General features: G+C 63.1%; 22 protein-coding genes. 9 read left to right on the top strand and 13 right to left on the bottom strand.

The window, feature by feature from the left end; all coding sequences use genetic code 11:
• Positions 1–40: 40 nt before the first annotated feature.
• From P8T11_RS02245 to P8T11_RS02235, 3 genes are all read right to left on the bottom strand, one after another.
• Positions 41–1,003, bottom strand: coding sequence for a FecR domain-containing protein (locus P8T11_RS02245; protein ID WP_268078534.1), 963 nt, complete (start codon positions 1,001–1,003; stop codon positions 41–43).
• 5 nt (positions 1,004–1,008) lie between these two features.
• Positions 1,009–1,536: a sigma-70 family RNA polymerase sigma factor gene (locus P8T11_RS02240; RefSeq protein WP_268078535.1), complete on the bottom strand. Its 528-nt coding sequence runs from the start codon at positions 1,534–1,536 to the stop codon at positions 1,009–1,011.
• Positions 1,537–1,617: 81 nt separating this feature from the next.
• On the bottom strand, positions 1,618–2,517 hold the full coding sequence (locus P8T11_RS02235; RefSeq protein WP_268078536.1) for a LysR substrate-binding domain-containing protein: 900 nt from the start codon (positions 2,515–2,517) through the stop codon (positions 1,618–1,620).
• 133 nt (positions 2,518–2,650) lie between these two features.
• On the opposite strand from P8T11_RS02235, the gene argH reads away from it, so the two are divergent.
• A complete protein-coding gene (gene argH / locus P8T11_RS02230; RefSeq protein WP_268078537.1) occupies positions 2,651–4,174 on the top strand; it encodes an argininosuccinate lyase in 1,524 nt (507 codons plus the stop codon).
• Positions 4,175–4,216: 42 nt separating this feature from the next.
• On the top strand, positions 4,217–5,197 hold the full coding sequence (locus tag P8T11_RS02225; RefSeq protein ID WP_268078538.1) for a Bug family tripartite tricarboxylate transporter substrate binding protein: 981 nt from the start codon (positions 4,217–4,219) through the stop codon (positions 5,195–5,197).
• Positions 5,198–5,281: 84 nt separating this feature from the next.
• On the opposite strand, the gene P8T11_RS02220 is transcribed toward P8T11_RS02225, so the two are convergent.
• Together P8T11_RS02220 and P8T11_RS02215 are read right to left on the bottom strand one after the other, a co-directional pair.
• Positions 5,282–6,241: an LLM class oxidoreductase gene (locus P8T11_RS02220; protein WP_268078539.1), complete on the bottom strand. Its 960-nt coding sequence runs from the start codon at positions 6,239–6,241 to the stop codon at positions 5,282–5,284.
• A 128-nt stretch (positions 6,242–6,369) separates the two neighbouring features.
• On the bottom strand, positions 6,370–6,993 hold the full coding sequence (locus tag P8T11_RS02215) for a glutathione S-transferase family protein (protein ID WP_268078540.1): 624 nt from the start codon (positions 6,991–6,993) through the stop codon (positions 6,370–6,372).
• A 119-nt stretch (positions 6,994–7,112) separates the two neighbouring features.
• On the opposite strand from P8T11_RS02215, the gene P8T11_RS02210 reads away from it, so the two are divergent.
• Entirely contained in the window at positions 7,113–7,994 is an 882-nt protein-coding gene (locus P8T11_RS02210; protein ID WP_268078541.1) for a LysR substrate-binding domain-containing protein, read from the top strand.
• Between the two features lie 141 nt (positions 7,995–8,135).
• On the opposite strand, the gene P8T11_RS02205 is transcribed toward P8T11_RS02210, so the two are convergent.
• On the bottom strand, positions 8,136–8,675 hold the full coding sequence (locus tag P8T11_RS02205; RefSeq protein WP_268078542.1) for a MarR family winged helix-turn-helix transcriptional regulator: 540 nt from the start codon (positions 8,673–8,675) through the stop codon (positions 8,136–8,138).
• Positions 8,676–8,758: 83 nt separating this feature from the next.
• On the opposite strand from P8T11_RS02205, the gene P8T11_RS02200 reads away from it, so the two are divergent.
• The 6 genes from P8T11_RS02200 to P8T11_RS02175 all read left to right on the top strand — a co-directional run bounded on the left by P8T11_RS02200 (position 8,759) and on the right by P8T11_RS02175 (position 15,325).
• Complete coding sequence (locus P8T11_RS02200; protein ID WP_268078543.1) at positions 8,759–10,036, top strand: CaiB/BaiF CoA transferase family protein; 1,278 nt, start codon at positions 8,759–8,761, stop codon at positions 10,034–10,036.
• Complete coding sequence (locus P8T11_RS02195; protein WP_268078544.1) at positions 10,027–10,878, top strand: HpcH/HpaI aldolase/citrate lyase family protein; 852 nt, start codon at positions 10,027–10,029, stop codon at positions 10,876–10,878. Before P8T11_RS02200 ends, P8T11_RS02195 begins: the two co-directional genes overlap by 10 nt.
• A gap of 249 nt (positions 10,879–11,127) precedes the next feature.
• Positions 11,128–12,066, top strand: a complete 939-nt coding sequence (locus P8T11_RS02190) for a phosphoglycerate dehydrogenase (protein WP_268078545.1) — start codon at positions 11,128–11,130, stop codon at positions 12,064–12,066.
• Positions 12,067–12,108: 42 nt separating this feature from the next.
• Positions 12,109–13,092 carry a Bug family tripartite tricarboxylate transporter substrate binding protein gene (locus P8T11_RS02185; protein ID WP_268078546.1) on the top strand — a complete coding sequence of 328 codons (984 nt, stop codon included), beginning with the start codon at positions 12,109–12,111 and terminating at the stop codon, positions 13,090–13,092.
• Positions 13,093–13,491: 399 nt separating this feature from the next.
• A complete protein-coding gene (locus P8T11_RS02180) occupies positions 13,492–14,175 on the top strand; it encodes a hypothetical protein (protein ID WP_268078547.1) in 684 nt (227 codons plus the stop codon).
• Positions 14,168–15,325 carry a hypothetical protein gene (locus tag P8T11_RS02175; RefSeq protein WP_268078548.1) on the top strand — a complete coding sequence of 386 codons (1,158 nt, stop codon included), beginning with the start codon at positions 14,168–14,170 and terminating at the stop codon, positions 15,323–15,325. The genes P8T11_RS02180 and P8T11_RS02175 overlap by 8 nt, the downstream gene beginning before the upstream one ends.
• Positions 15,326–15,335: 10 nt before the next feature.
• Here P8T11_RS02175 and P8T11_RS02170 read toward each other — a convergent pair whose 3' ends face one another.
• The 7 genes from P8T11_RS02170 to P8T11_RS02140 form a co-directional block, all read right to left on the bottom strand.
• On the bottom strand, positions 15,336–15,899 hold the full coding sequence (locus tag P8T11_RS02170) for a cysteine hydrolase family protein (protein ID WP_268078549.1): 564 nt from the start codon (positions 15,897–15,899) through the stop codon (positions 15,336–15,338).
• An 85-nt stretch (positions 15,900–15,984) separates the two neighbouring features.
• Positions 15,985–16,446 (bottom strand): GNAT family N-acetyltransferase, encoded by a 462-nt coding sequence (locus P8T11_RS02165; RefSeq protein WP_268078550.1) that lies wholly within the window; start codon positions 16,444–16,446, stop codon positions 15,985–15,987.
• 100 nt (positions 16,447–16,546) lie between these two features.
• Positions 16,547–17,212: a hypothetical protein gene (locus P8T11_RS02160; protein WP_268078551.1), complete on the bottom strand. Its 666-nt coding sequence runs from the start codon at positions 17,210–17,212 to the stop codon at positions 16,547–16,549.
• A complete protein-coding gene (locus tag P8T11_RS02155) occupies positions 17,209–18,024 on the bottom strand; it encodes an SDR family oxidoreductase (protein ID WP_268078552.1) in 816 nt (271 codons plus the stop codon). The genes P8T11_RS02160 and P8T11_RS02155 overlap by 4 nt, the downstream gene beginning before the upstream one ends.
• Positions 18,021–18,692: a TenA family transcriptional regulator gene (locus P8T11_RS02150; RefSeq protein WP_268078553.1), complete on the bottom strand. Its 672-nt coding sequence runs from the start codon at positions 18,690–18,692 to the stop codon at positions 18,021–18,023. Before P8T11_RS02150 ends, P8T11_RS02155 begins: the two co-directional genes overlap by 4 nt.
• A gap of 6 nt (positions 18,693–18,698) precedes the next feature.
• Positions 18,699–20,180, bottom strand: coding sequence for an AMP-binding protein (locus P8T11_RS02145; protein ID WP_268078554.1), 1,482 nt, complete (start codon positions 20,178–20,180; stop codon positions 18,699–18,701).
• Positions 20,177–20,803 carry a thermostable hemolysin gene (locus P8T11_RS02140; protein WP_268078555.1) on the bottom strand — a complete coding sequence of 209 codons (627 nt, stop codon included), beginning with the start codon at positions 20,801–20,803 and terminating at the stop codon, positions 20,177–20,179. The genes P8T11_RS02145 and P8T11_RS02140 overlap by 4 nt, the downstream gene beginning before the upstream one ends.
• Between the last annotated feature and the right edge of the window lie 13 nt (positions 20,804–20,816).

Raw genomic sequence — 20,816 nt, 5'->3', positions numbered from 1 at the left:
GATGAGCGCGGAAAAAGGACAATGCCCGGCGAAAATAAATTCAGCCCCGGGTGGTGATCCGGGTGTAGTAGCGGGTAAAGCGGGATACCCGCACGGGCAAGGCGCGTTCCACGGCGGCCAGCGCGCGGTCGGTGTCGTCAATGGGAAACGCGCCCGACACACGCAACTGCGCAACCGCCTCGTCGCAGCGCAGGTGGCCCGGACGGTAGCGATCCAATTGGGCCACGAAGTCGGCCAGGCGCATGCCATCCACGACCAACAGGCCGCGCGTCCAGGCGTCGGGTTCGCCGGTGATCGCGCCTTCATTGCGGGCGGCGGCCGTTTGCAGCACGCCTTGTTCGCCCGCCTTCAGCACCAGCGCCGCCCCGCCATCGGCCGGCAGCAGTTCGACCGCATGGCGCAGCACCGCCACGCGCGTCATGTCATCCAGCCGGTTGACCGTGAAGCGCGTGCCCAAGGGGCGCACGGTGCCGTGGCGCGTGCTCACCCGTAGCGGCGGCAGGCCCGGCGTAGCGTGTTCGGTATCGATCAGGACTTCGCCGGCATGCACGGTGATGTGGCGCCCGCGTGCGTCCACCGCCACATCCACCGCGCTGGCGCTGTCCAACCACAGCAACGTGCCGTCCGTCAGCAAGAGCTCGCGGCGTTCGCCCGTGCCCATACGGTAGTCGGCCAGATATCCGGCCACCATCTGCTCAACCGGCAAGACGCGCCAGGCCAGCACACCGCCCGCGCCCATCAGCGCCACCGCGCCCAGGCTGCTGCGCAAGACGGCGCGTCGCCGCGCGAAGTGATGATCGGCGCGGTTCAGCGTGTCGGCGGCAAGCCGGGCGGGCGCCGAGCCCAAGGTGCCGCGCAGCCGCTCCACCTGGCGCCAGATGCGCGCGTGTTCCGGGTCGGCCGCTAGCCAGCGGCCATGCGCCGCCACATCGGCCGCGCTGACGTCGTCGGCGCACAAGCGCGCATACCATTGCGCCGCCGCGGTGATGGTCTTGTCGGCCATCGGCGCTACTGCCTTTCCAAGGCATACACCAGGCAATGCTCGGTGGCGCGCGCCATGTACTTCTTGACCGAACTGACCGTGACGCCCAACTGCCCGGCGATGTCCGCATAGCTGGCGCCTTCAAGCTGAGACATCAGGAAGGCGCGTCGCACCTTGTGCCCCAGGCCGTGCAGCATGGCGTCGATCTCGCGGATGGTTTCCAGCAGGATGGCCTGCGTCTCGGGGGAAATGGCGTGCGCCTCGGGCTGCTGCGCCAGCGTTTCCAGCCAGGCGCGTTCCAAGACTTGGCGGCGGATGTGATCCACCAACGTGCGTTGAGCCACCGTTGCCAGAAAACTGCGCGGTTGCCGCACCCCCTGCAACTGCGCCATCGACGCCGGCGATGCCAGCAGGCGCATGAAGGTGTCCTGCGTCAGGTCAGCAGCTTCGGCGGGCACGCTCAAGCGCCGTTGCAGCCAACTCCGCAGCCACCCGTGGTGGTCGCGGTAGAGCAAGCCCAGCTCGCGGTGCTCCAGAGATTCCAAGGACGACATGGCGGCAGCGCGATCGCTTCCCAAATTTACGAATGGGAATTGTAATCATTATTGATCTTGTCGAGAAGTTTCATCGGGCCGTCAGCGTCGCTTGGCCGGCGCATTGACCGCGGCCAAGGTCTCGCGCACGCATTCGGCCATACGCCGCGCTAACGTGCTGACCGGGAAGTGGTCGGAGGTAACGGCATAGCTGTGAAATTCCACCTTTTCCGAAAACGGGATTTCACGCAGCGCGGAAATGCCCAGGGCGCGCGGCACCACGGGGTTGACGATAGAGACGCCCAACCCCTTGGCGACCATGCTGCAGATGGTGGTCGCATAGGGGGTTTCGATCGAGAGGATGCGCGCATCGTCGGGAAAGAGGCGATCGATGGCGGCGCGGTTGAAACTGCCGGTGGGTAGCGAGATGAAGTTCTCGTCGCGGAAGTCCGTCGGCGCCAGTTTCCTTTTCGTCGCCAAGCGATGGGTGCGCGGCACGATGCCGACGCCATGGGCCGTGTTGATGCGCTCGTAGCGCACGCCGGGCAGATCGGTATGCAGCGAGCAAAAGCCGATGTCGCAGACGCCGGTGGCCAGCCACTTGGCGACCACGTCCGAACCGCCGGTGTTGACCACCACCGGGATGTCCGAGAACTTGCGCCGGAACAGCGCGATCGCGTCGGGCAACACGCACTGGGTGATGGAGCCGACCGCGCCGACGCGCAACAGGCCGGTGCCACGACGGCGTATGGAACTGGCGCTGTCGTTCAGCGATTCAAGGCCGATGAAGGCGCGTTCGACGTCGGCGTAGAACGCTTCGGCCTCGGGCGTGGGGATGATGCGGGTGCCGACCCGCTGAAAAAGCACGAAGCCCAGCGCCTTCTCAAGCAGCGCGATCCAGCGGCTGACGTTCGGTTGCGACGTGTGCAGCAGGCCCGCCGCGGTGGTCATGGAGCGGGTCATCATGACGGCGCGAAAGGCCTCGACTTGTTTGAAATTCATGCGCGGGATCGGGTCCGGAAATGAGCGTTCAAATCATATCAGTTTTGTATTTGAAGCCGTAAAACTCTGATTTGACGCATGAATTGGCGCGGCGGGAGACTACGGTTTTAAGCCTCACAGCCACCGGACCGATATGGAATCCAAAGTCAGCGCCCGTCTCAAGCAACCTCTTGCCAAAGAGGTGCTGCAGCACATTTTCCTTCCGCGCCTGAACCGGGAGTTCTTCACCAATTTCGAGATGCTTACCCAGATCAACCTGGCGCACCTGCTGATGCTGCGCGAGCAAGGCATCCTGGAACACGACGCCACGCTGCGTCTGGCGCGCGCGCTGCTCACAATGCAGGCCGACGGGCCCCATGCGGTTGAACTGGACCCGGCGCGTGAAGAGGCCTATTTCAACTACGAGGCGCACCTGATCAAAGCGGTTGGCCAGGAGCTGGGCGGCCGTCTGCACACCGCAAGAAGCCGCAATGACATCGGCGCTACCATCGACCGCATGCGAGCCCGCGATTTCGCCGCCCGCATCGCTACCGCGCTGATCGAGGTGGCGCGCGTCGCCTTGGCCCAGGCCGAGCGCTATGCCGATTGGGTGATGCCGGGCTACACCCACATGCAGGCAGCGCAACCCATTACCTATGGCTATTACCTGTCGGCGCTGGTGGATGCCTGGTCGCGCGACATCGGCCGCCTGGCGCACGCGCTGGACACGGCGGACGCCTCGCCGCTGGGCGCCTGCGCCTTGGCGGGCACGTCGTTTCCGATCGACCGTGCCGACACCAGCGCCATGCTGGGCTTCAGCGCGCCGCTGGCCAATGCGTTGGATGCCGTGGCGTCACGCGATTTCGCGCTGGAACTCAGCGCAACGCTGTCGATCATGATGGTGACCTGCAGCCGCATGGTGCAGGATTTTTATATCTGGTCCACGCCCGAATTCGGCTACCTGTCGTTCCCGGACAGTATCGCCAGCACGTCCAGCATCATGCCGCAGAAAAAGAATCCGGCGGTGCTGGAGTACCTGCGCGGCAAGACGGGGCACCTGATCGGCCTGACCGCCGCAGCACTATCCACGGTCAAGTCCACCCATTTCACCCACTCCGGCGACAGCAGCCGGGAAAGCACGCGCACCTGCTGGGAAGCCTGCGAAGAATCTCTGAAGGCGCTGGAACTGATGCGCCTGCTGGTGGAGCAGGTCGAGCCCAACCGGGCGCGCATGGCGGCACGCGCAGCGGATGATTTCTCGACCGTGACCGATCTTGCGGACCTGTTGGTGCGCAAGGCCGACGCCTCGTTTCGCGATGCGCACCATATCATCGGCGCGGTGGTTCGGCAGGCGCTGGAGCAGGGTTTGCCGGCGCACGCCATCACCCCAGCCATGATTTCGGCCGCTGCGCAAGAACAGTTGGGCCGGCCGGTGGCACTGGCGGCCGACGACATCGCCGCCTGCCTGGACCCGGTGCGCAACGTGGCCGCGCGTGTGTCGCTAGGCGGCCCGGCACCGCAATCGGTGCGAGTACATCTGCGGGAACAGCAAACGATTCTAGACGCGCGGCAGGCGGTGATTGACGCGGCGCGGCAACGCGCCGCCGACGCCAGCGAAATGCTGCGCCGGCGCGTCAATGCGCTGGTCAACCAGGAATCTGGCGTAGCCGCCGCCTGAGGCTTCGCCGTATAAATCAACCAAGGCAAGGGGAATTCAATCATGTTCAAAGTCAAAGCACTTTCTTTTGCGGCGGCGCTGACCGCGGCCATCAGCCTCAACCCGTTGGCCCACGCGGCTAGCGACTATCCCAGCAAGCCGATCACGCTGGTGGTTCCGTTCGCCCCAGGCGGCACGGTCAACCTGATGGGACGCTTGCTGGCCAACCGCATGTCCGAGACGCTGGGGCAGACAGTCATTGTGGAAAACAAGCCCGGCGGGGGTGGCAGCATCGGCGCCAACTTCGTGGCCAAAGCGGCGCCGGACGGCTATACGCTGCTGCTGGCGACGATGGGACAGCAGTCGATTCAGCCGCTGATATCGAAAAGCCTGCCCTACAACGCTGACAAGGATTTCGCGCCGGTAGCGCTGTTTTCGACGGTACCCAATGTGCTGGCGGTGTCCAAGAACACACCGGCCACGACCGTGGCCGAACTGGTGGCCTATGGCAAGGCCAATCCCGGCAAGCTGAACATGGCATCGGCCGGCATCGGTTCAGTCAATCACATGACGGGCGAGCTGTTCATGTTCCGTTCCGGCGCCCGCTTCGAGCACGTGCCGTATCGCGGCGCGGGTCCCGCGACGTCGGACCTGCTGTCGGGCCAGGTACAGGTGCTGTTTGCCAACCTGCCGAATGTGCTGCCCTACGTGAATTCAGGGCAGGTGCGGGTGCTGGCGGTGGCCAGCGACAAGCGCAGCGATGCCATCGCCGATATCCCGACGCTGGCCGAGGCCGGTGTGAAGAACGCGGTCGTCGAGTCCTGGTATGGCGTGATGGCGCCGGCCGGCACCGATCCGCAGGTGCTGCGCAAACTGCAGGACACGGTCGTCGCCCTGGCCCGCGACAAGGCGATGGAGGAGCAACTGGCTGAGCAAGGCGCGGTGCCGTTCCCGGGCAGCAGCGAAGACCTGGCGAAGCTGTCCGCCGAGGAAACACGACGCTGGAAGCAGATTATCGACAGCGCGAAGATCCAGGTGAATTGAGGCGGCGGGCCCGTCACCGGGGCCCCTTTCCGCCGTCGCCGCTATCGCGTCACCCTCCCCGGCCGGACGGCTTGCGCAAGGCCTTCACCACGCAACCGTCGACGCAGGCACCGCCCCGTGCGATGGAAAATGCGGCAGCACGTCGGCGGCCAGTTCCTCCAACACCTCGGATGCCGGGCGCTGCGAAAACTGTATTCCCAGGGCGGCGTGGTTCACGCCCGCCGCCTGCCACGCTTCCAACAGCGTCATCAGGCCCTTGCGCCCGGTGCGCAGCACATAGCCGCCGTGCAACGGCGTGCGCGGATGGTCGGGGTCATCCACCAGATCAATCCATTCGTTGGTCATGTGCGGACGAAATGCGCCCCCGGGAATAAGGTCGCGCCAGGCACGGATTTTTTCGGCCAGATGCTGAGGGCCTGTGGCGGTATGGGTTGCGTTGGGGTACGTCAGCCAACCATCCGCGTGTTCGGCAATCCACGCGAGCGATTGGCCGGACGAGCCCGTCACCATCATCGGAATCGCGCCCGCGACGGGCTTGGGCAGGAACTCGGCGCCCTTGAAGTGACCCAGCGGGGAATCGATGGCCAACGGCCCGGCCTGCATAAGCTGGCGCATGTAGCTGAGCGCTTGGGCGAAGCGCCCTGCCCTATCCCCGTGTTCCAGCCCATAAGCCGGGAACTCAATCGGCCTGTCGCCGGACGCCACGCCCATCACCAGGCGGCCGCCAGACAACTGATCAATCGTTGTGGCGGCTTTGGTAAGGTCGATGGGGTGACGCAAAGAGACAACGGCGCTGCCGGTGGCCAGTGCCACGTGCTTCGTACGCGCGGCCAGGTACGCAAGATAGGTGAAAGGGTCGAACACCTGCCCGGCGTCTCCAAAGGACGGATCGAACAAGGGCACGTCGCGGACCCAGACGGCGGCGAAGCCCTGCCTGTCGATCTGGCTGACCAGGTCGGCCTGGCCGGCGAGCACGCTCATGTCGCCCGCGTAGTGGCGCAGCGGCAGAAAGATGCCAACGGTTAATTTATCCGGCGCGAACATGCGACGGTATCCGGGGTGTGCGTAAAACGCGGCGTAGGACGCGCCGCTCGTGTGTGCGGGAAAGTGGGTTGCGTTCATTGGGTTGTGGTCGGATTGTGATCGGGTGGTGGTTGGGCCGTGCCTTGTCTTCACGCGCCGGTTGCCGGTGCCGGTAACGTGATGCCCTTGCGCACGGCGGGTCGATCCGCCACGCGTTCATGCCATGCGCTCAAGTGACGATGCCGGCTGAAGTCGAAATGGATGATTCGCGCGATGTGCGTCCAGCCGAAATGGGCGATGTCCGCGATGGAATAGTCATCACCGGCCAGATAAGCGCGATTTGCCAGCACGCGATCCAGCACCACGAACGCGTCTTCGGTAAGACGCCGATATCGGTCGATGGCGCTGGGGATGGGTTCCGGCGCAAAGAGCTCGAAGTGCACGCGCTGGCCCAGCATCGGCCCCACGCTGGACGCGTGGAACTGCAACCACTTGATGGCTTCCCAGCGGGCAAGCGGGTCCGGGGGCAGCAGCTTGCCCGTCTTGTCAGCCAGGTACAGAAGAATGGCCGCGGATTCAAAAAGCACCACGCCCGTCTCGCTGTCCGCCAGCACGGGAATGCGGCCATGCGGGTTCAGCGCAAGAAAGTCCGGCTGGCGATGTTCGCCTTCATCGATGCGCACGTGGTGCAGGCGATACGGCAAGGCAAGCTCTTCTAGTGCAATGCTTGCCTTGAAGCCATTGGGCGAACTGTCTGAATAAAGATGCAGCATAGCGGCTATAGATAAACTAAATTAATGGGTTCGCAGGGGGAGCACGAATTCTCATGCTTATTCTGCTTCGTTAGAAGCGATGCTTTCTGCCAATTAAATTTAGTAAATCTAAACTCCAAATGACTTATCCCTTGCAAGCGCTGCGCACCTTTGTGGAAGTGGGACAGCGCGGCAGCATCAAGGCCGCGGCACAGGCGCTGCACGTCACGCCAGGCGCGGTGAGCCAACAAATTCGATTGCTGGAAGACCGCCTGGGCGTTGTATTGCTGGAGCGCGAGCGCCTTGGCATGCGCCTGACCGCTGCCGGCGCAAGCTTCCACCCCAAGCTACTGAATGCGTTCCTTCAAATTGACCAGGCGGTACATGCCTTGGAAGCAGCCAAGGGCGGCAAGAGTCTGACGGTCAGTACGGTCGCCTCCTTCGCAGCTTCCTGGCTGGTGCCCAGGCTGGGACGCTTCAAGCAATTGCACCCCGATATCGAAGTCCGCGTGGAAGCCACGTCCGAGCTGGTTGACCTGCGCCGTGATCGCGTGGACATGGCTTTGCGCCATGGGCTGGGCGACTATCCCGGGCTGGATGTCAGGCCGCTGATGGCACCCGTATTGATACCCGTGGCTTCGCCCGCCTTTATGCAGAACCAGCAGGCGGAGATCCGTGAAGCCCGCAATTGCCTCAACTACCCCCTGCTGCATGATTCCGACCGCGCGGATTGGTCGCTTTGGCTGAAGGCGCACGGGGTCGATGACGACGCGCGCGCAGAGCGCGGCAACACATTCGAGGATGACTTCCTGCTGATCCGCGCGGCAGAAGCGGGCCAAGGCTTGGCGCTGGTTCCAGAAGCCTATGCCCAAGATGAAATCGCGGCGGGTCGGCTCGTGCAGGTCCTGGACAAGCCGTGGCCCGCGCGATTCGCGTATTACGCGGTGACTCGGCCAGGGGCTGCGGAACGCTCGGAAGTGCGTGCGTTCCTGGACTGGATAGTTGAAGAGGCTGCGCTGTAGCGTCGGCAATCTAATGCCTGCTTCGCTGGAGGGCAACACAATTGGTCAAGTCCCTGGTGCGGGCGTCGGACGCAAGCACGCACCGTGAAATCCGCTTTGGTAGGCTGCGGCCACGTTGCGCTCTGACGTTGCGTATCCGGCCTATCCCTGGCGCTTGATCTCTTCCAGCAATTTATTGGCTTCGTCCTCGAGCAAGCTCAGAACACGTCCGAAGCTCGTGTACTCCTCGTCAGTCAGGCGTCCCCGCAACTTTGCCTCGCGCTCAAGGGAATGCGGCAAGCCGCTACGCAAGTGTTCGATACCTACCGAAGTGAGGGAAAGGATTTGCTTACGACGGTCCGTCGGGTCGTTCGAGAGCGCGATCAATCCCTTCTCGGAAAGCTCCATAGCGACGCGACTCACCTGGCTGTGATCAAAGCTCGCCATACGCGCGACAGCGCCTGACGCTGATGTGCCACCAAGTCGATTCAGAACAACAAGCACGCGCCATTGTCGGCTGGATAGCTCAAGGTTCTCGCGCACTGACGCATCCACCAGGCGAGATAGCACTTGGGCCAAAACGGAAATCCGATACGTGATCAGCACTTCCGGCCGGTGGGCGTTGACCTGCGCAACCGAGGCGCGCTGCCGCTTCTTTCCGCCCTTTCGATCGATTTTTGTTGCTACTTCACTATTTGCCATAGCACATATTGTACGTTAGTATCGCGTCATCATTGAGCGCTTGCTGCATTCTAATGCTCGCGCGCCAACCTACGCAGACAATCATGACCGACGCTTCAACCCCACCTAGCAGCAACATGGCTGATACAGGCATCACCCGCGGCCTTTCAAGCGATTCTTATGGAGCGGCCGCGGTCGGAATGCTCAATGGCGTACGCGTGATTGATCTATCCCGACTAGTGGCTGGCAATATGTTGTCGCTGCAACTCGCCGACTTCGGCGCGGATGTGATTAAGGTGGAATCCGCCCGTGAAGGTGACACGTTGCGTCACTGGTGCGAAGAACAGGACAACGGCGAGAAGCTCGACAGTTGGTGGCGCGTATACGGGCGGAATAAAAAAAGCTTGGCGCTGGATCTGCGCGATCATGGCGCTCTGGATGTTCTGCGCAAGCTGCTAGACCGCGCGCAAGTGCTGATCGAGAGCTTTCGGCCAGGAACCCTGGAATCCATGGGCCTCGCACCCGCGACGCTGCACAAGACAAATCCTAAGCTCGTAGTCGTGCGTGTGTCGGGCTGGGGCCAGACCGGCCCGTATCGAGATCTGCCAGGTTTTGGCAGCCTGCTGGAGGGGTTTTGCGGCTTCGCCCATAAGCACTCCATCGATGGAGTACCTCAACTGCCCAACCTGGCGCTTGCCGACATGGTGGCCGGACTGACAGGCGCGTTCGCAACCTTGGGTGCACTGCGAGAGGTTGAGGTAAACGCTGGACAAGGGCAGGTGATCGACCTGTCGCTGCTTGAACCTATGCTGGCCATCATGGGGCCGGACGTGACCGCTTATTCAGCTACGGGGCGCGTCCCGAAACCTTCCGTAAAGATCGCTTCTCCTCGAGGTGCATACCGGTGCAGAGACGGCCGATGGGTCGCCTTGTCGGGATCCACGGACTCTATGGCCCGCCGCCTACTCGAGGCAATTGGCAGAGGCGACCTTGCCGATGCACCGCGGTTCGCGAGCAACGCTGCGCGCCTGGAAAACGACATTGAGCTAGACGCCCTCATTCAGGACTGCATCGCGCAACTGGATCAGGATACATGCCTCGCGCAATTTCGGTCCAAAGGGGTCACCGTCGGCCCTGTCTACAACGTCGCGGAAATCGTCGCGGATCGACATGTGATCGAACGCGAGTGCTTCGTCGCGCCTGCTCATACCAACGGCACGGTGATGCACAACGTCGTACCTCGCCTTAGCCGTACGCCCGGCCTCATCCGCCATGCCGCACCGTCGCTAGGGGAAAACACCGCTGAATTGCTTCAGGAGGCAGGTGTCGACCAAGCCGAAATTGTAGCGATGTCCGCGCGAGGAGCGATCCGGTGCTCCTGAGCGAAGCTCGTTCCCTGCTTTTTGTTCCCGCCACGTCGCCACACCTCTGGGCGAAAGCTGCACAGCGCGGCGCCGACGCCATCGTCATCGATCTGGAGGACGCGGTGCCTTTGCATCGGAAGTCGGAGGCCCGCGATCTGGCCCGGAAAGCGATTGAACAATTGGTCGGCCAGACTCCGATTCTTGTTCGCGTTAATGCGTCGGAAGATCTGCTTCCTTTCGACCTCGAAGCGCTGCCTCTATCGCGCTTGCAAGGCGTGCTGCTGCCCAAGGTCGAGTCGGCGGCGCAAGTGCAAGCACTAGCCACCAGGCTCGCGGACCGCCAGGAAGCCGGCACACCATCCCTGCCAATTGCCGCGCTCATCGAATCCCCGCTGGGAGTCCTTCAGGCACAGAGCATTGCAACCGCGCATCCGACCGTGGGCGCCCTGGGATTCGGGGCGGAAGATTACGCGGTTGAAATGGGAGTTTCACCGGAGCCGCAGTCTCTCATGTGGCCGGCGCAGGCAATAGCGTGCTGCGCCAGAGCTTACCGGCTGGCCTGCTGGGGACTGCCGGGAAGCGTCGCAGAAATTCAAGACATGACGGCGTTTGCCCAACTGGTGCAGCTAGCTCGAGCTGCGGGCTTTAGCGGCACGGTATGCGTACACCCCCGCCAGGTTGCAGTTGCCAATGAGGGCTTCGGTCCCAACGAACAGGAATTGGCTTGGGCCCGACGGGTCTTGTTAGCCGATGAAGAGGCGGCCGCCAAAGGTCAGGGCGTGGCGATGCTGGACGGGCGAATGGTCGATCGGCCCGTGATCGAACGCGCCAGACGGTGGATCGTCCTCCAAGATCGCTAGCGGCGCGAGCGCCGTCGGCATCAACTTCCTCGAGCATCTCGAATTTTTCCTACTCCCCATGCCCTCAGATCTGAAACCGATCCGTAAGGATATTACGCGCGTATCTCCCGCGCTTGCGCAACGTACTGCTCAATATGCCTCATCGCTTTTGGCCGGCCTGAGTGGTCGGCGAGACGCCGAGGAAACACTGTGATAGCGCAGCCAGAGGTCCTGGTCACCGCCCGCTTCTTTGACGCTCGAGCGATCCAAATGCTCCGCGACGCGGGTATCTCGGTGCGAACCGGAGGCATTGCACACGATGGCGTCGATTCGGTAATTACCGAAAGCATGCATGAAGCTCTCGGGCAATGTAGTGCATGGATCATGGGCATCCCACCTGTTTCCGCAGCCCTGCTGGAGCGGTACCCCCACCTGACGGTACTTTCGCGGCGCGGCGTGGGCTACGACACCATTGACGTCGCAGCAGTGAAACAACTGGGAAGAGTGCTCACGATCACTCCCGGCAGCAACGAATCTACCGTGGCGGACCAAGCCGTAGGTCTGATGCTCGCCGTAGCGAGACGCCTGTTTGAATCGCACCGCCGTATGCAGGCAGGAGAGACGGGTGTGCTTGTGGGCACCGAGCTGTCTGGCAAGACAGTCGGCCTCGTCGGGCTGGGGCGGATTGCGCGCCTGGTAGCCCGACGACTTCGAGGCTTCGACGTGAGACTGCTCGCCTACGATCCATATGCCGAGCAAAGCGCAGCACGAGAGGCCGGCGTGGAATTGAAACCGCTGCCGCAGCTGCTCGCAGAGAGCGACTTCATCAGCCTGCAAACCTTGCTAAACGATTCCACCCACCACCTCATCAACGACCTCACCATCAGTGCCATGAAGTCCGACGCCATTCTCGTGAACACGGCGCGTGGAGAGCTGGTCGATGACGCTGCATTACTTGGGGCTCTCAAGGCCGGAAAGCTGGCAGGCGCCGGGCTTGACGTGCTCGGTTCGGAACGGAACTCGTCGCTCGACGGCGTTACGCGCGAGTTGCTCGCGCTGCCCAACGTTATTTGCACCCAACACACCGGTGGATCAAGTCGGGAAGGTCTTGCTCGCGCCAATTCGCTTGCCGCGCAATGCGTAATCGCGGCGCTACAGGGCAAGCCGATCCCAGCCAGCTGTGTGGTAGCCGACGCAAGGAAACCCTAGCGTCTCCATTTTTACCCGCTTGAAAAAAAACAGGAGAGAGACATGACAACTTTGGCCTTCACCCGCCGGCACCTACTCGGCCTTGCCGTCGCAGGAATTGCTGCCGTGCACGTACCCGCATTCGCACAAGGGGAGTTTCCCACTCGGCCCATCACCCTGGTCGTAGGTTGGGCCGCAGGCGGTTCCGCCGACGTTCTGGCACGTATCATCGCTGCCGATATGGCCGCGACGTTGCATCAGCCTATCATTGTTGACAACAGGCCCGGCGCGGGCAGCAACATCGCATCGAAGTTGGTCGCCGAGGCCAAGCCGGACGGGTACACAATCATGCTCGCTACATCCGCATCTCACGGCTTCAATTCCGCTCTCTTTTCCCGTCTTCCCTATAAGCCGATAGAAGACTTTTCGCCCATCGGCCAGATCAACACGTCGCCAGGGACATTGCTGGTGCCGGTAGATTCGCCATTCAAATCGTTGCAGGACATCGTCGATGCAGCGAAGGCGCAACCAGGCAAACTGAACTATGGTTCCGGCGGTTCGGGGTCGTCCCAGCATCTGGCCGGCGCACAGTTCAACAAGCTCGCCAACGTAAACATCGCCCATATCCCCTTTAAAGGATCGGGGCCAATGTTGATTGACCTGATGGCCGGACGCGTCGACTTCACGATCACCACGGGTCCCGTGCCGTATGTCCGCAGCGGAAAACTGCGAGCCCTTGCTGTTGCCGCGCACGAGCGTCATCCGGCGATGCCGGATGTTCCCACTTTCGAGGAAGCGGGCATGAAGCTGTTTACAGACAACTGGTATGGACTGGTGGCGCCCGCCGGCACGCCGACGCCGGTGCTTGAAACACTTAACGCTGCCTTGAAAAAGACACTGACCAAACCGGAGATGCAGAAGCAGTTTATCGACCAAGGCGCATTTCCCGGTAAGCCAACAAGCCCCGACGCGTTCTGGGCCTTCGTGAAAAAACAGATGCCGGAGGCCGCCGAACTCGTGCGCCTGTCCGGCGCGAAGGTGGACTGACAGCGCATAGGTAACCATGCGGCGTCGTGGTGTTTACAGCGCTTACCGCCTGCCATCCGATTGGCGATGCGGCATCGACTCGGAGATGAGTTGTGGTCGCATCGCTCCCTACGATCCAACGACCCTAACCCGAACGGCCAGGCATATGGATGGTCTACACGTTCAGCCTGCTGAACATGTACGAATTCCACGAAGGCCCGGCGCGCGGATTGGCCTGGGCCTGGGCGTGCGCTACGTGGACCGCCCAATTGGGCATTAGCTACACGTGTTGACGCGAGGACGGGAGTCGTTCGAGGGCAGATGGGCAGACGTTGAACGCGGCAGTATCATCGCTCTCCTATGCGCACATACCTGTCCACCCCCATTCATGCGTCAGGCTCGTGGCTTGGACGCATCGGCATGCTCGCCACGACCGCATTGATCGCGCTGCATGTCGGCGCGCCACATGCGGCCGAGGTAAATCCGGCTGCACTACATGTGGCTGAAGTGCATGTGGCTGAAGTGCATCCGGCTGAATCCCATGCAGGCGCAGCACAGACCCAGCCGTTTGACCGCCAACTGGAAAACCAGCGCTACCAACAATGGCTGGACGCCTTCCGGCAAGACCTCCAGACACTGCGCCAGTCGCCCGACCCGGCCAACGCCGACATCGACGCGCTGTTCGCCAAGACGCTGGTGCCCGGCTCGCGCGCCACGCAAGTGGTCAAGTCGCTGGTGCAGGCGCCGGGCGCAAGCACGCACGGTGAAATCCGCTTCGTAGGCATCCTGCCCGTGTTCCTGGGCGCCTTGTCCGAATCGGTAGTGGCCGGTGATGGCGGTGTGTATCCCGACTTGCAAGACGAGTACAAGTCGCAGACCTTGCGCGTGCGATACATGCATGTGGACGGTGGCGGGCGGCTGGAACGCTACTTCAACAACCCAGAGATTTTCAAGCCCTACCGGCTGCCGGACCCGGGCGTGTTCGAGCGCAACGCCTACCCCTTCTTGCTCTTTGAAGACAGCCACGGCACGTTGCGCCTGGGTGGCGTGTCCAAGGAATTCTGGGACTTGGTGAAGTTCATGGACGCGCTGCAATATGCGTAAGCTGCCGCACGTCTTGATGCTGTTATTGGCGGCCACGCCGGTGTTGTTCGCCTCAAATGGCCACGCTGCGTGCGGCCCGGCTGATATCGATTTCTCGGTGGCGCCCGCCCTGCCCGCCGTACCCATCGCCATCGCCATGGACGACGACCGCGTGCTGCTTGGCAAGCGCGGCGAGCGCGTGCCGACCCATCGCAAGCTTGCCTGGATCGACGACACCGGCGACCTGATGCCGCGCACCTGGGCGGACAAAGTCGACTGGTCCGCCTATCGCGCCAGCGGCAAGACCGCGAGCGCCGCGCCAACCAAGCTGTACTTCGCCCCGGACGGCCGCCTGTGCCGCGTGGAACGCTACCGCGCCCTACGCGGCCAGGCCGTGCTTGATGGCGGCTTCGCGCTGTCATACGACACGGCGGGCGCCTTGGCGGCGTATATCGAATACCAACGCGAATACCAACGCGACTATCAACAGACCGACGCATCCCGCGCGCAGCCCTACACCGCCACCCGCCGAGCCTGCCTGCAGCGCGACGCCAAGGGCCAACTGACTGCTTTTATCGACGACGGCTGCGGTGAGGCCCAAGGCGTCGGCCCCAGCCGTCAATACGTGCGAGACCCCTCTGGCCGCTTGCTGCGCGTGATAGACAAGGTGTCCTCGGAACAGCCGGTGGCGGTCCAGACCGTGGATGCGCAAGGCAAGCCCGGCCCCCGCTACGTGCGCCAGAGCACCAACTACCACGCGCCGGGCGTCAACCTAGCGCTGACTGCCTATCCCGCGCCACCGGGCAAGCCGTCCGATCGCCTCTTTCCCTTGCATCGTGAAGTACTGGCCGCGCTACCGGTCGAGGTGCCCGAAAACCCGTGGCGCGTCGTCAAGATCAAGGACGACGTGCCGCTGGACGACGACATGATGTCGTGGGACCCGGACACGCAGATTGTGCTGGCCGAAGGAGCGCAGGGCACGCCCAACGGCGCGGCCTTGACGCCGGTACAGCAGAAGCAGGTGTGGCAAGCCATGGGCGAACACCCAGGGCGCGTCTTTTTCTACCCGGACCCAATGACACGGGTGATGCTGCTACCCGCGATGCCACCGGAAAAGTGGAAGGCGTGTAGCGACCCGGGTAACAGGGCCGCGGATGCTTGCGCGGGCTGAACGGCTGAGTTCAAGAACCGGATCGTGTGAAATCCACGTCCTTGCTTTCGACCACGCCGCCCGATCGACCCGGCGCCCTTTGATTTGCCCAGTACATATTTGTATGGCTGATCACGGCGGCAGGCGGCGGTGCGCCGTTGTGCGTCATGTCTACTGTTGTGTGAGCGTCGCCGACCAGCGTCGCGTCATAGCCACGCGCCAAGGCGCCGTGCAACGTAGACCGAACGCACATATCCGTCTGGGCGCCCGTCACAACCAGCTTGCCCACGCGGTGGCTTGCTAGCACCTGCTCCAGCCGGGTGTCTTCAAAGGCGTCGCGATAGTGCTTTTCAACAATATCCTCGCCTGGCGCCGGAGTAAGCTCGGAAACGATTTTCCAGGCCTCGCTATTCACTTCCAGGTCTTTGCCGGCATGCTGGATCCAGATGACCGGCACGCGCGCCGCTCGTGCCCGCTCGATAAGAACGTTGACCGCGTTAAGCACCTCTTGCCGTCGGTGCGCGGTCGCGACGACACCGTTTTGAAGGTCGATAACGACTAATGCCGTGTTGGGGCGATCCGCTAAGGTGGTCATTTGGCTGGTGCGTATTCTGGGAAGATTGAAAGTGTCGACGGTAAGGTGCCTTGGCATCAAGGGGGATTTTTCCCGCCCCCAACGCTTACCCGACGGCTTGAAACTTCAGAAAGCGTTGACCTTCGTAGGCCAGTTCACCCACAAACTCAAAGCCTAGCCTGGCCAAACCTCTCAGTCGTGACCGGCTGGGCGGCAGCAGGATGCTTACCGGGCCGATACCAAGTTCATCGCGGCGGCTCATTACGTGGCGAAAGATCATCGCGCCCTGCCCCCAAAACTTCGGCAGCAGCACCAACGCAAGGTCGGCCTCGTCGCCTTCCTTTTGAAAGCCGCCCCAGCCCGCAAACCTGCCATCAATCCGCATGGCCCATGGACCATAGCCGTTGGTCAGCCATTGCGCGTCTTTTCCCCTGGTCCAGTCGGCGACGGCTTCCTCGGACCAATCGCCGGTCGCAAGCGGCATATGACGAACCACGTCGGGGTGGGTCAGCAGGCCCAGCCAATCTTCTGTCGGGATCTCGGCAAAGGCGTGCAGCGAGAGCGTCATGTACGTGTTGTCCCTTTGAAAGTGCTGGCCCGAATCTTGCGCCTGGCTATCAGAAGGCGCAAGTGTAGGGCGGCCTTCGGCAGGGGCATCACAACACCCCCTATCGCACCGTATCCAGCAACGCCTGGGCCTCCTGTCTGCGCCCGGCATCCGCCACTTCCCTGCCTGGCCGGGGCGGCGCCTTCAGTGCTTTCTCAAGATACGGAATGGCCTCGGTCTTCCGGTTCCGATAAACCAGGTAGTCGGCATAGAAGTAGTTGGCGTCGATCCCATCGGGATTCACGGCCAGCGCCTGTTGCAGCAAGGCTTCGGCTTTCTTGTTGTCGCCGAATCCCACCGGCCAGCCGGGCACCTTGTAGTACAGGACGCCCAGGCTGTTCAAGGCGGAGCCGCCTAGCGCCTTGCTATCGATCCGGATCGCGGCTTCATATTCCGCTTTGGCCTGCTTGGCCAGGCCCAGCGCGCCCAGCCCCCCTTTAGCGCCCGCCCAAGAGCTAAGGATGATGCCTTCCCAGATATGCGGTTCTGCCCGGGTGGCGTAGCGCGCCGTCAGCGCGTGCGCCTGCTGCGACAGCGCTTCGAAGCGGGTCTCGCGCTGCTTGACGGGAGTCTGGTACTGGATCACCGCCCAGTCGTTTTGCAGGGTGCGTATGCCTTGATCAAGCTCGGCGGGCGCGGGCGCCGGTGCGGCAAAGGCCGAGAAGGACAGTGCGGCGCTGGCCAGTAAGCCCGCGGCGGCATTCAGTAAGGGAAGTCTTTTAATCATGAAGAGGCTCCTGAAGGAAATTTCAAGGACGTGAGCGCGCGGCGGTGTTTTGCGAATGCACCGTCCAGCCACTCGGGACACAAGCCGTTCAAACGTGCCGCAATCGCTTCGAAGCCGCCCGCGAAACCTTGGCGCGATTCGCTGCGCAGCATGCGTGACACGCACGCCGCCACCGTCTCTGGCGTATCGCTGGCGGAGCCGGTGGCGTTATTGAAAGCCTGGACCTGAAGCGAATTGAAGGGCGTTTCAATCGCCCGGGGCGCGTAGTACTGCACCCGAACCGTTGAGTCCGCGAGTTCACGCCGCAGCGACTCGGTATAGATGCGAAGCGCGGCCTTGCTGGCGCCGTAGACCGAGAATCCGGGCACGCCCAGGCTGCCCAGCGTCGATCCGATATTCAACACCTGGGCGCGCGGACGGCTACGCAATAGCGGCAGCATCCCCGCCGTCAGCATCATGGGCGCGACGACGTTGGTTTCCATCACGCGACGTGCGTCTTCGGTCTGAACATCCTGCGCGGACCCAAACGCCGCGACTGCCGCGTTGTTGATCAGCACATTCGCGCATCTGGCGGCAGCGGCGTCGATGATCGCGGCACGCCCGTGATCCGTCGTCACGTCCACCACCAGGGCGTCGACGCGCGAGCGGTCCTGCGCGCCGGCATTCAGCGATTGCGCCAGCGCCAGCAGCGGACCCGCCGTGCGCCCGATCAAAAGCAGGCGCGCGCCTTCAGCGAATAGTTGCCGAGCAATCGCGCTGCCCAGGCCGCCCGCGGCGCCGGTCAACACAATGGAGGCATCGCGCGGGCTCATGCGGCCTCCGCTTGCGTCTGCGCACGTGGCAATGCGCGGAAAATCGCGCCATACAGCGCATAGAACATATTGGCGGCATGGATCACCGCTGCCTGGTCGCCGGCATCATCCAGCCGGTTCACCAGTTCGGCGAAGTGCGCGGTGTGTTCCTGGTCCAGCGTGCCATGCGAGCGCAAATAGCTGAAGGCGGACGCCGGAAGCCCCAGATTTTGCTGGATCTGATCGGCTGCGTTCAACGCAAGCGCGACGCTGGTGCCTTCCAGCACGTGAACCATCCCGAAAAATCCCATCGGATTCTTGCGGGCGATCGTGTCATAGGCATAGGCCACCATCACCTCGGTCTGGGGGCCTGGGCCGGCCAGGCGGATCTCGTCGGCGTCTTGCCCCAGCGCCCGCAGATCATTCAGGATCCAGGCGTCGTGCCCGGTTTCCTCTTCGATGTACTCGTCGATGGGCGCCAGCATCCAGGCCAGCCGGGCCGGCATGCGGGCACGGGCCGCATGCATCAGCGGCACGGTATGGCTGACGTGGTGGTAGGCCTCGCGCAGGAATGCGATGTAGGCGGGCAAGGCGACCTTGCCGCGCAAGCAATCCTGGATGATCGGAATCGCCACCAGCGATTCCCGGCTTTCACGGGTCTGAGCAATCAGTTTTTCAAAAAAGGTCATGACGATTTACACCAGAGGTTGTGCGGTTGTCCGCGAAAACAGGTCGGCATGCAGGTCCGCCACGGCAGCGCGGCGCGGTCGGCCGTTGGCGGTAGCCATGCCGCTGGCCGCGTTGAAGTCGGCCAGCGCGCGCATCCACGGGCCGATCCGTGCGTAGTCGGGAAGTGCGGCGTTGGCGCGATCGATGCTGGCGCGTATGGCCTCGTCACCCACCTCGCCCAGCGGCCAGATCACCGCGCCCAGCTCGGACTGGCCTTCGCCCAGCACCACGGCCTGGGCGATAGCGGCCTGGTTCGCCAGTCGCAGCTCTATCCACTCGGGCGACACGTTGCGCCCGAAGCCGGTGATCAACAGATTCTTCTTGCGTCCATCAATGTGCAGAAACCCTGCTTCGTCCAATCGACCCAGGTCACCGGTTGGCAGCCACTGCCGTGGCTCGGCCTGCTGGCCCAGGTAACCCAACGCATGCGTGCCGGCCACCTCGATTTCACCGTCGGCGGACACGCGCAAGCGCGCATGCGGCAAGGGGCGGCCCGCCGAGCCCGGACAATCGGCGCCGGGCAAGTTCAGGGTCTGCACCGAGCAGGCTTCGGACAGGCCGTAGCCTTCGTAGGCGGGCAGCCCTTGCGCGCGGGCGGTGGCCAGCAAGTCCTCGCCCACCGCCGCGCCGCCAACCGCCATCAAGCGAAGCTCAGGTGGGGCGCCGAAGCCTGTCGCCCGCAGCCAGCCGGTATAAGCGCGCAGCATCTGCGGCAAGACGATGACGCTTTGCGCCTTAGCATCGACAAGCGCCGCATGAAAAATGGCGGGATCAAAGCGGGATGAACCCTGCAAGCCGGTCTCGCTCAAGGGGCGCGTCGTGATGGTGGCCCCCTCGATCAGTGGCGAGTAGACGCCGGCAATGTTCTCCAACAGCACCGGAAGCGGCAAGGCGGTCAGGTGGCGCCGTATGCCCAGCGGCCTGGTCGCGGCCGCCAGGCTGGCGCCCACGGCCAGCATTTCGGTGGCGCCCAGGCACACCCCCTTGGGGCTGCCGGTTGAGCCGGAGGTGAACGTGATCTTCGCGGTTCCATGCGGCAAAGGCGCGGCACTTGCAGCACGCCGGAACAGCGCCGACGCATCCGGCAACGCCTCGGCCAGTTCGAAGCCGAATGCGTGCAGCATGGCTTGCATCGACACCGGCCCGATAACGGTATTCACGCCGGCTGCGTCCAGCGTTTGACGCCACTGATCCGGCGTGAAGAACAGGGGCAAGGGCACATGCACCACGCCCGCCAGCAAGCACGCCAGATCGTGGACGATCCAGTCGGCGCCGTTGTCCATCAGTGACGCGGTGACTTGCGCGCGATGGGTTCCGAGCAGATCTGCCCGTGTTTGCACCCGGCCAAGCAAGCCTTCGTAATCCAGTGATTCCTTGCCGGCCTGTAGCGCAAGATGGCCAGCGCGGCTCGGGTCCCGCATCAGGGAGAAAAACTCGGCGGCGTTCATGCATCCTGCTCCGGAAAGTGTTCAAGAATGGCGTGCAGGCGTCCCGCGAAGACATGGGGCGCATGGGCGTAGTAGTCGCCCCAGTCGCCACGTTCCTGCTCGTTCAGATGATCCGAGGTAGCCGCTGAAATCGGCTGGTGCGCCAAGCCCATGCGGGCGAACAGGTGGTGCAGTTCGCTGGTCAGGGTGCTGACCGCCCAGTCGAAGCCTTGCTGGTGCAAATGACGAGCAAGCAGTGGCACCAACAGCCGCCCGCCTCCCGGCCGCGCCGAGGCAAACTGGCCGGCTTCCACGATCAGTCGGCGCGCGACCGGCGCGTCCTGGTCACGCAAGTACTGCTCAATCGGCGCCGCCAGGTAGCGTTCAAGAAACAAGGGATCGTCCGCGCCCCGGTAGCCGGCGGCCGCGAGGATTTCTCCGTCTTCCTGCACGCTTACGAGCGTGGGCAGCCAATCTTTCAGCGTTGCGCCGAATCGTTGCTGATAGCGTTGATGAATGTAGGTTTCCACGCGGCCACGCATGGGGTCGCCGACGGGGTGGATATGCAGCGTGCGGGGCACAGGCCTTGGCTGCGTGGCGATCGAACTCTGCGTGAAAGACGATGAAAACTTGGTTTGCGGCATACTGGCATCCGGT

The sequence above is a fragment of the Achromobacter spanius genome (assembly GCF_029637605.1).
GTDB classification, from domain to species: domain Bacteria; phylum Pseudomonadota; class Gammaproteobacteria; order Burkholderiales; family Burkholderiaceae_B; genus Achromobacter; species Achromobacter spanius_E.
The sequence above is the reverse complement of the archived record's forward strand: the minus strand, read 5'-3'. Positions and strand labels throughout refer to the sequence as shown.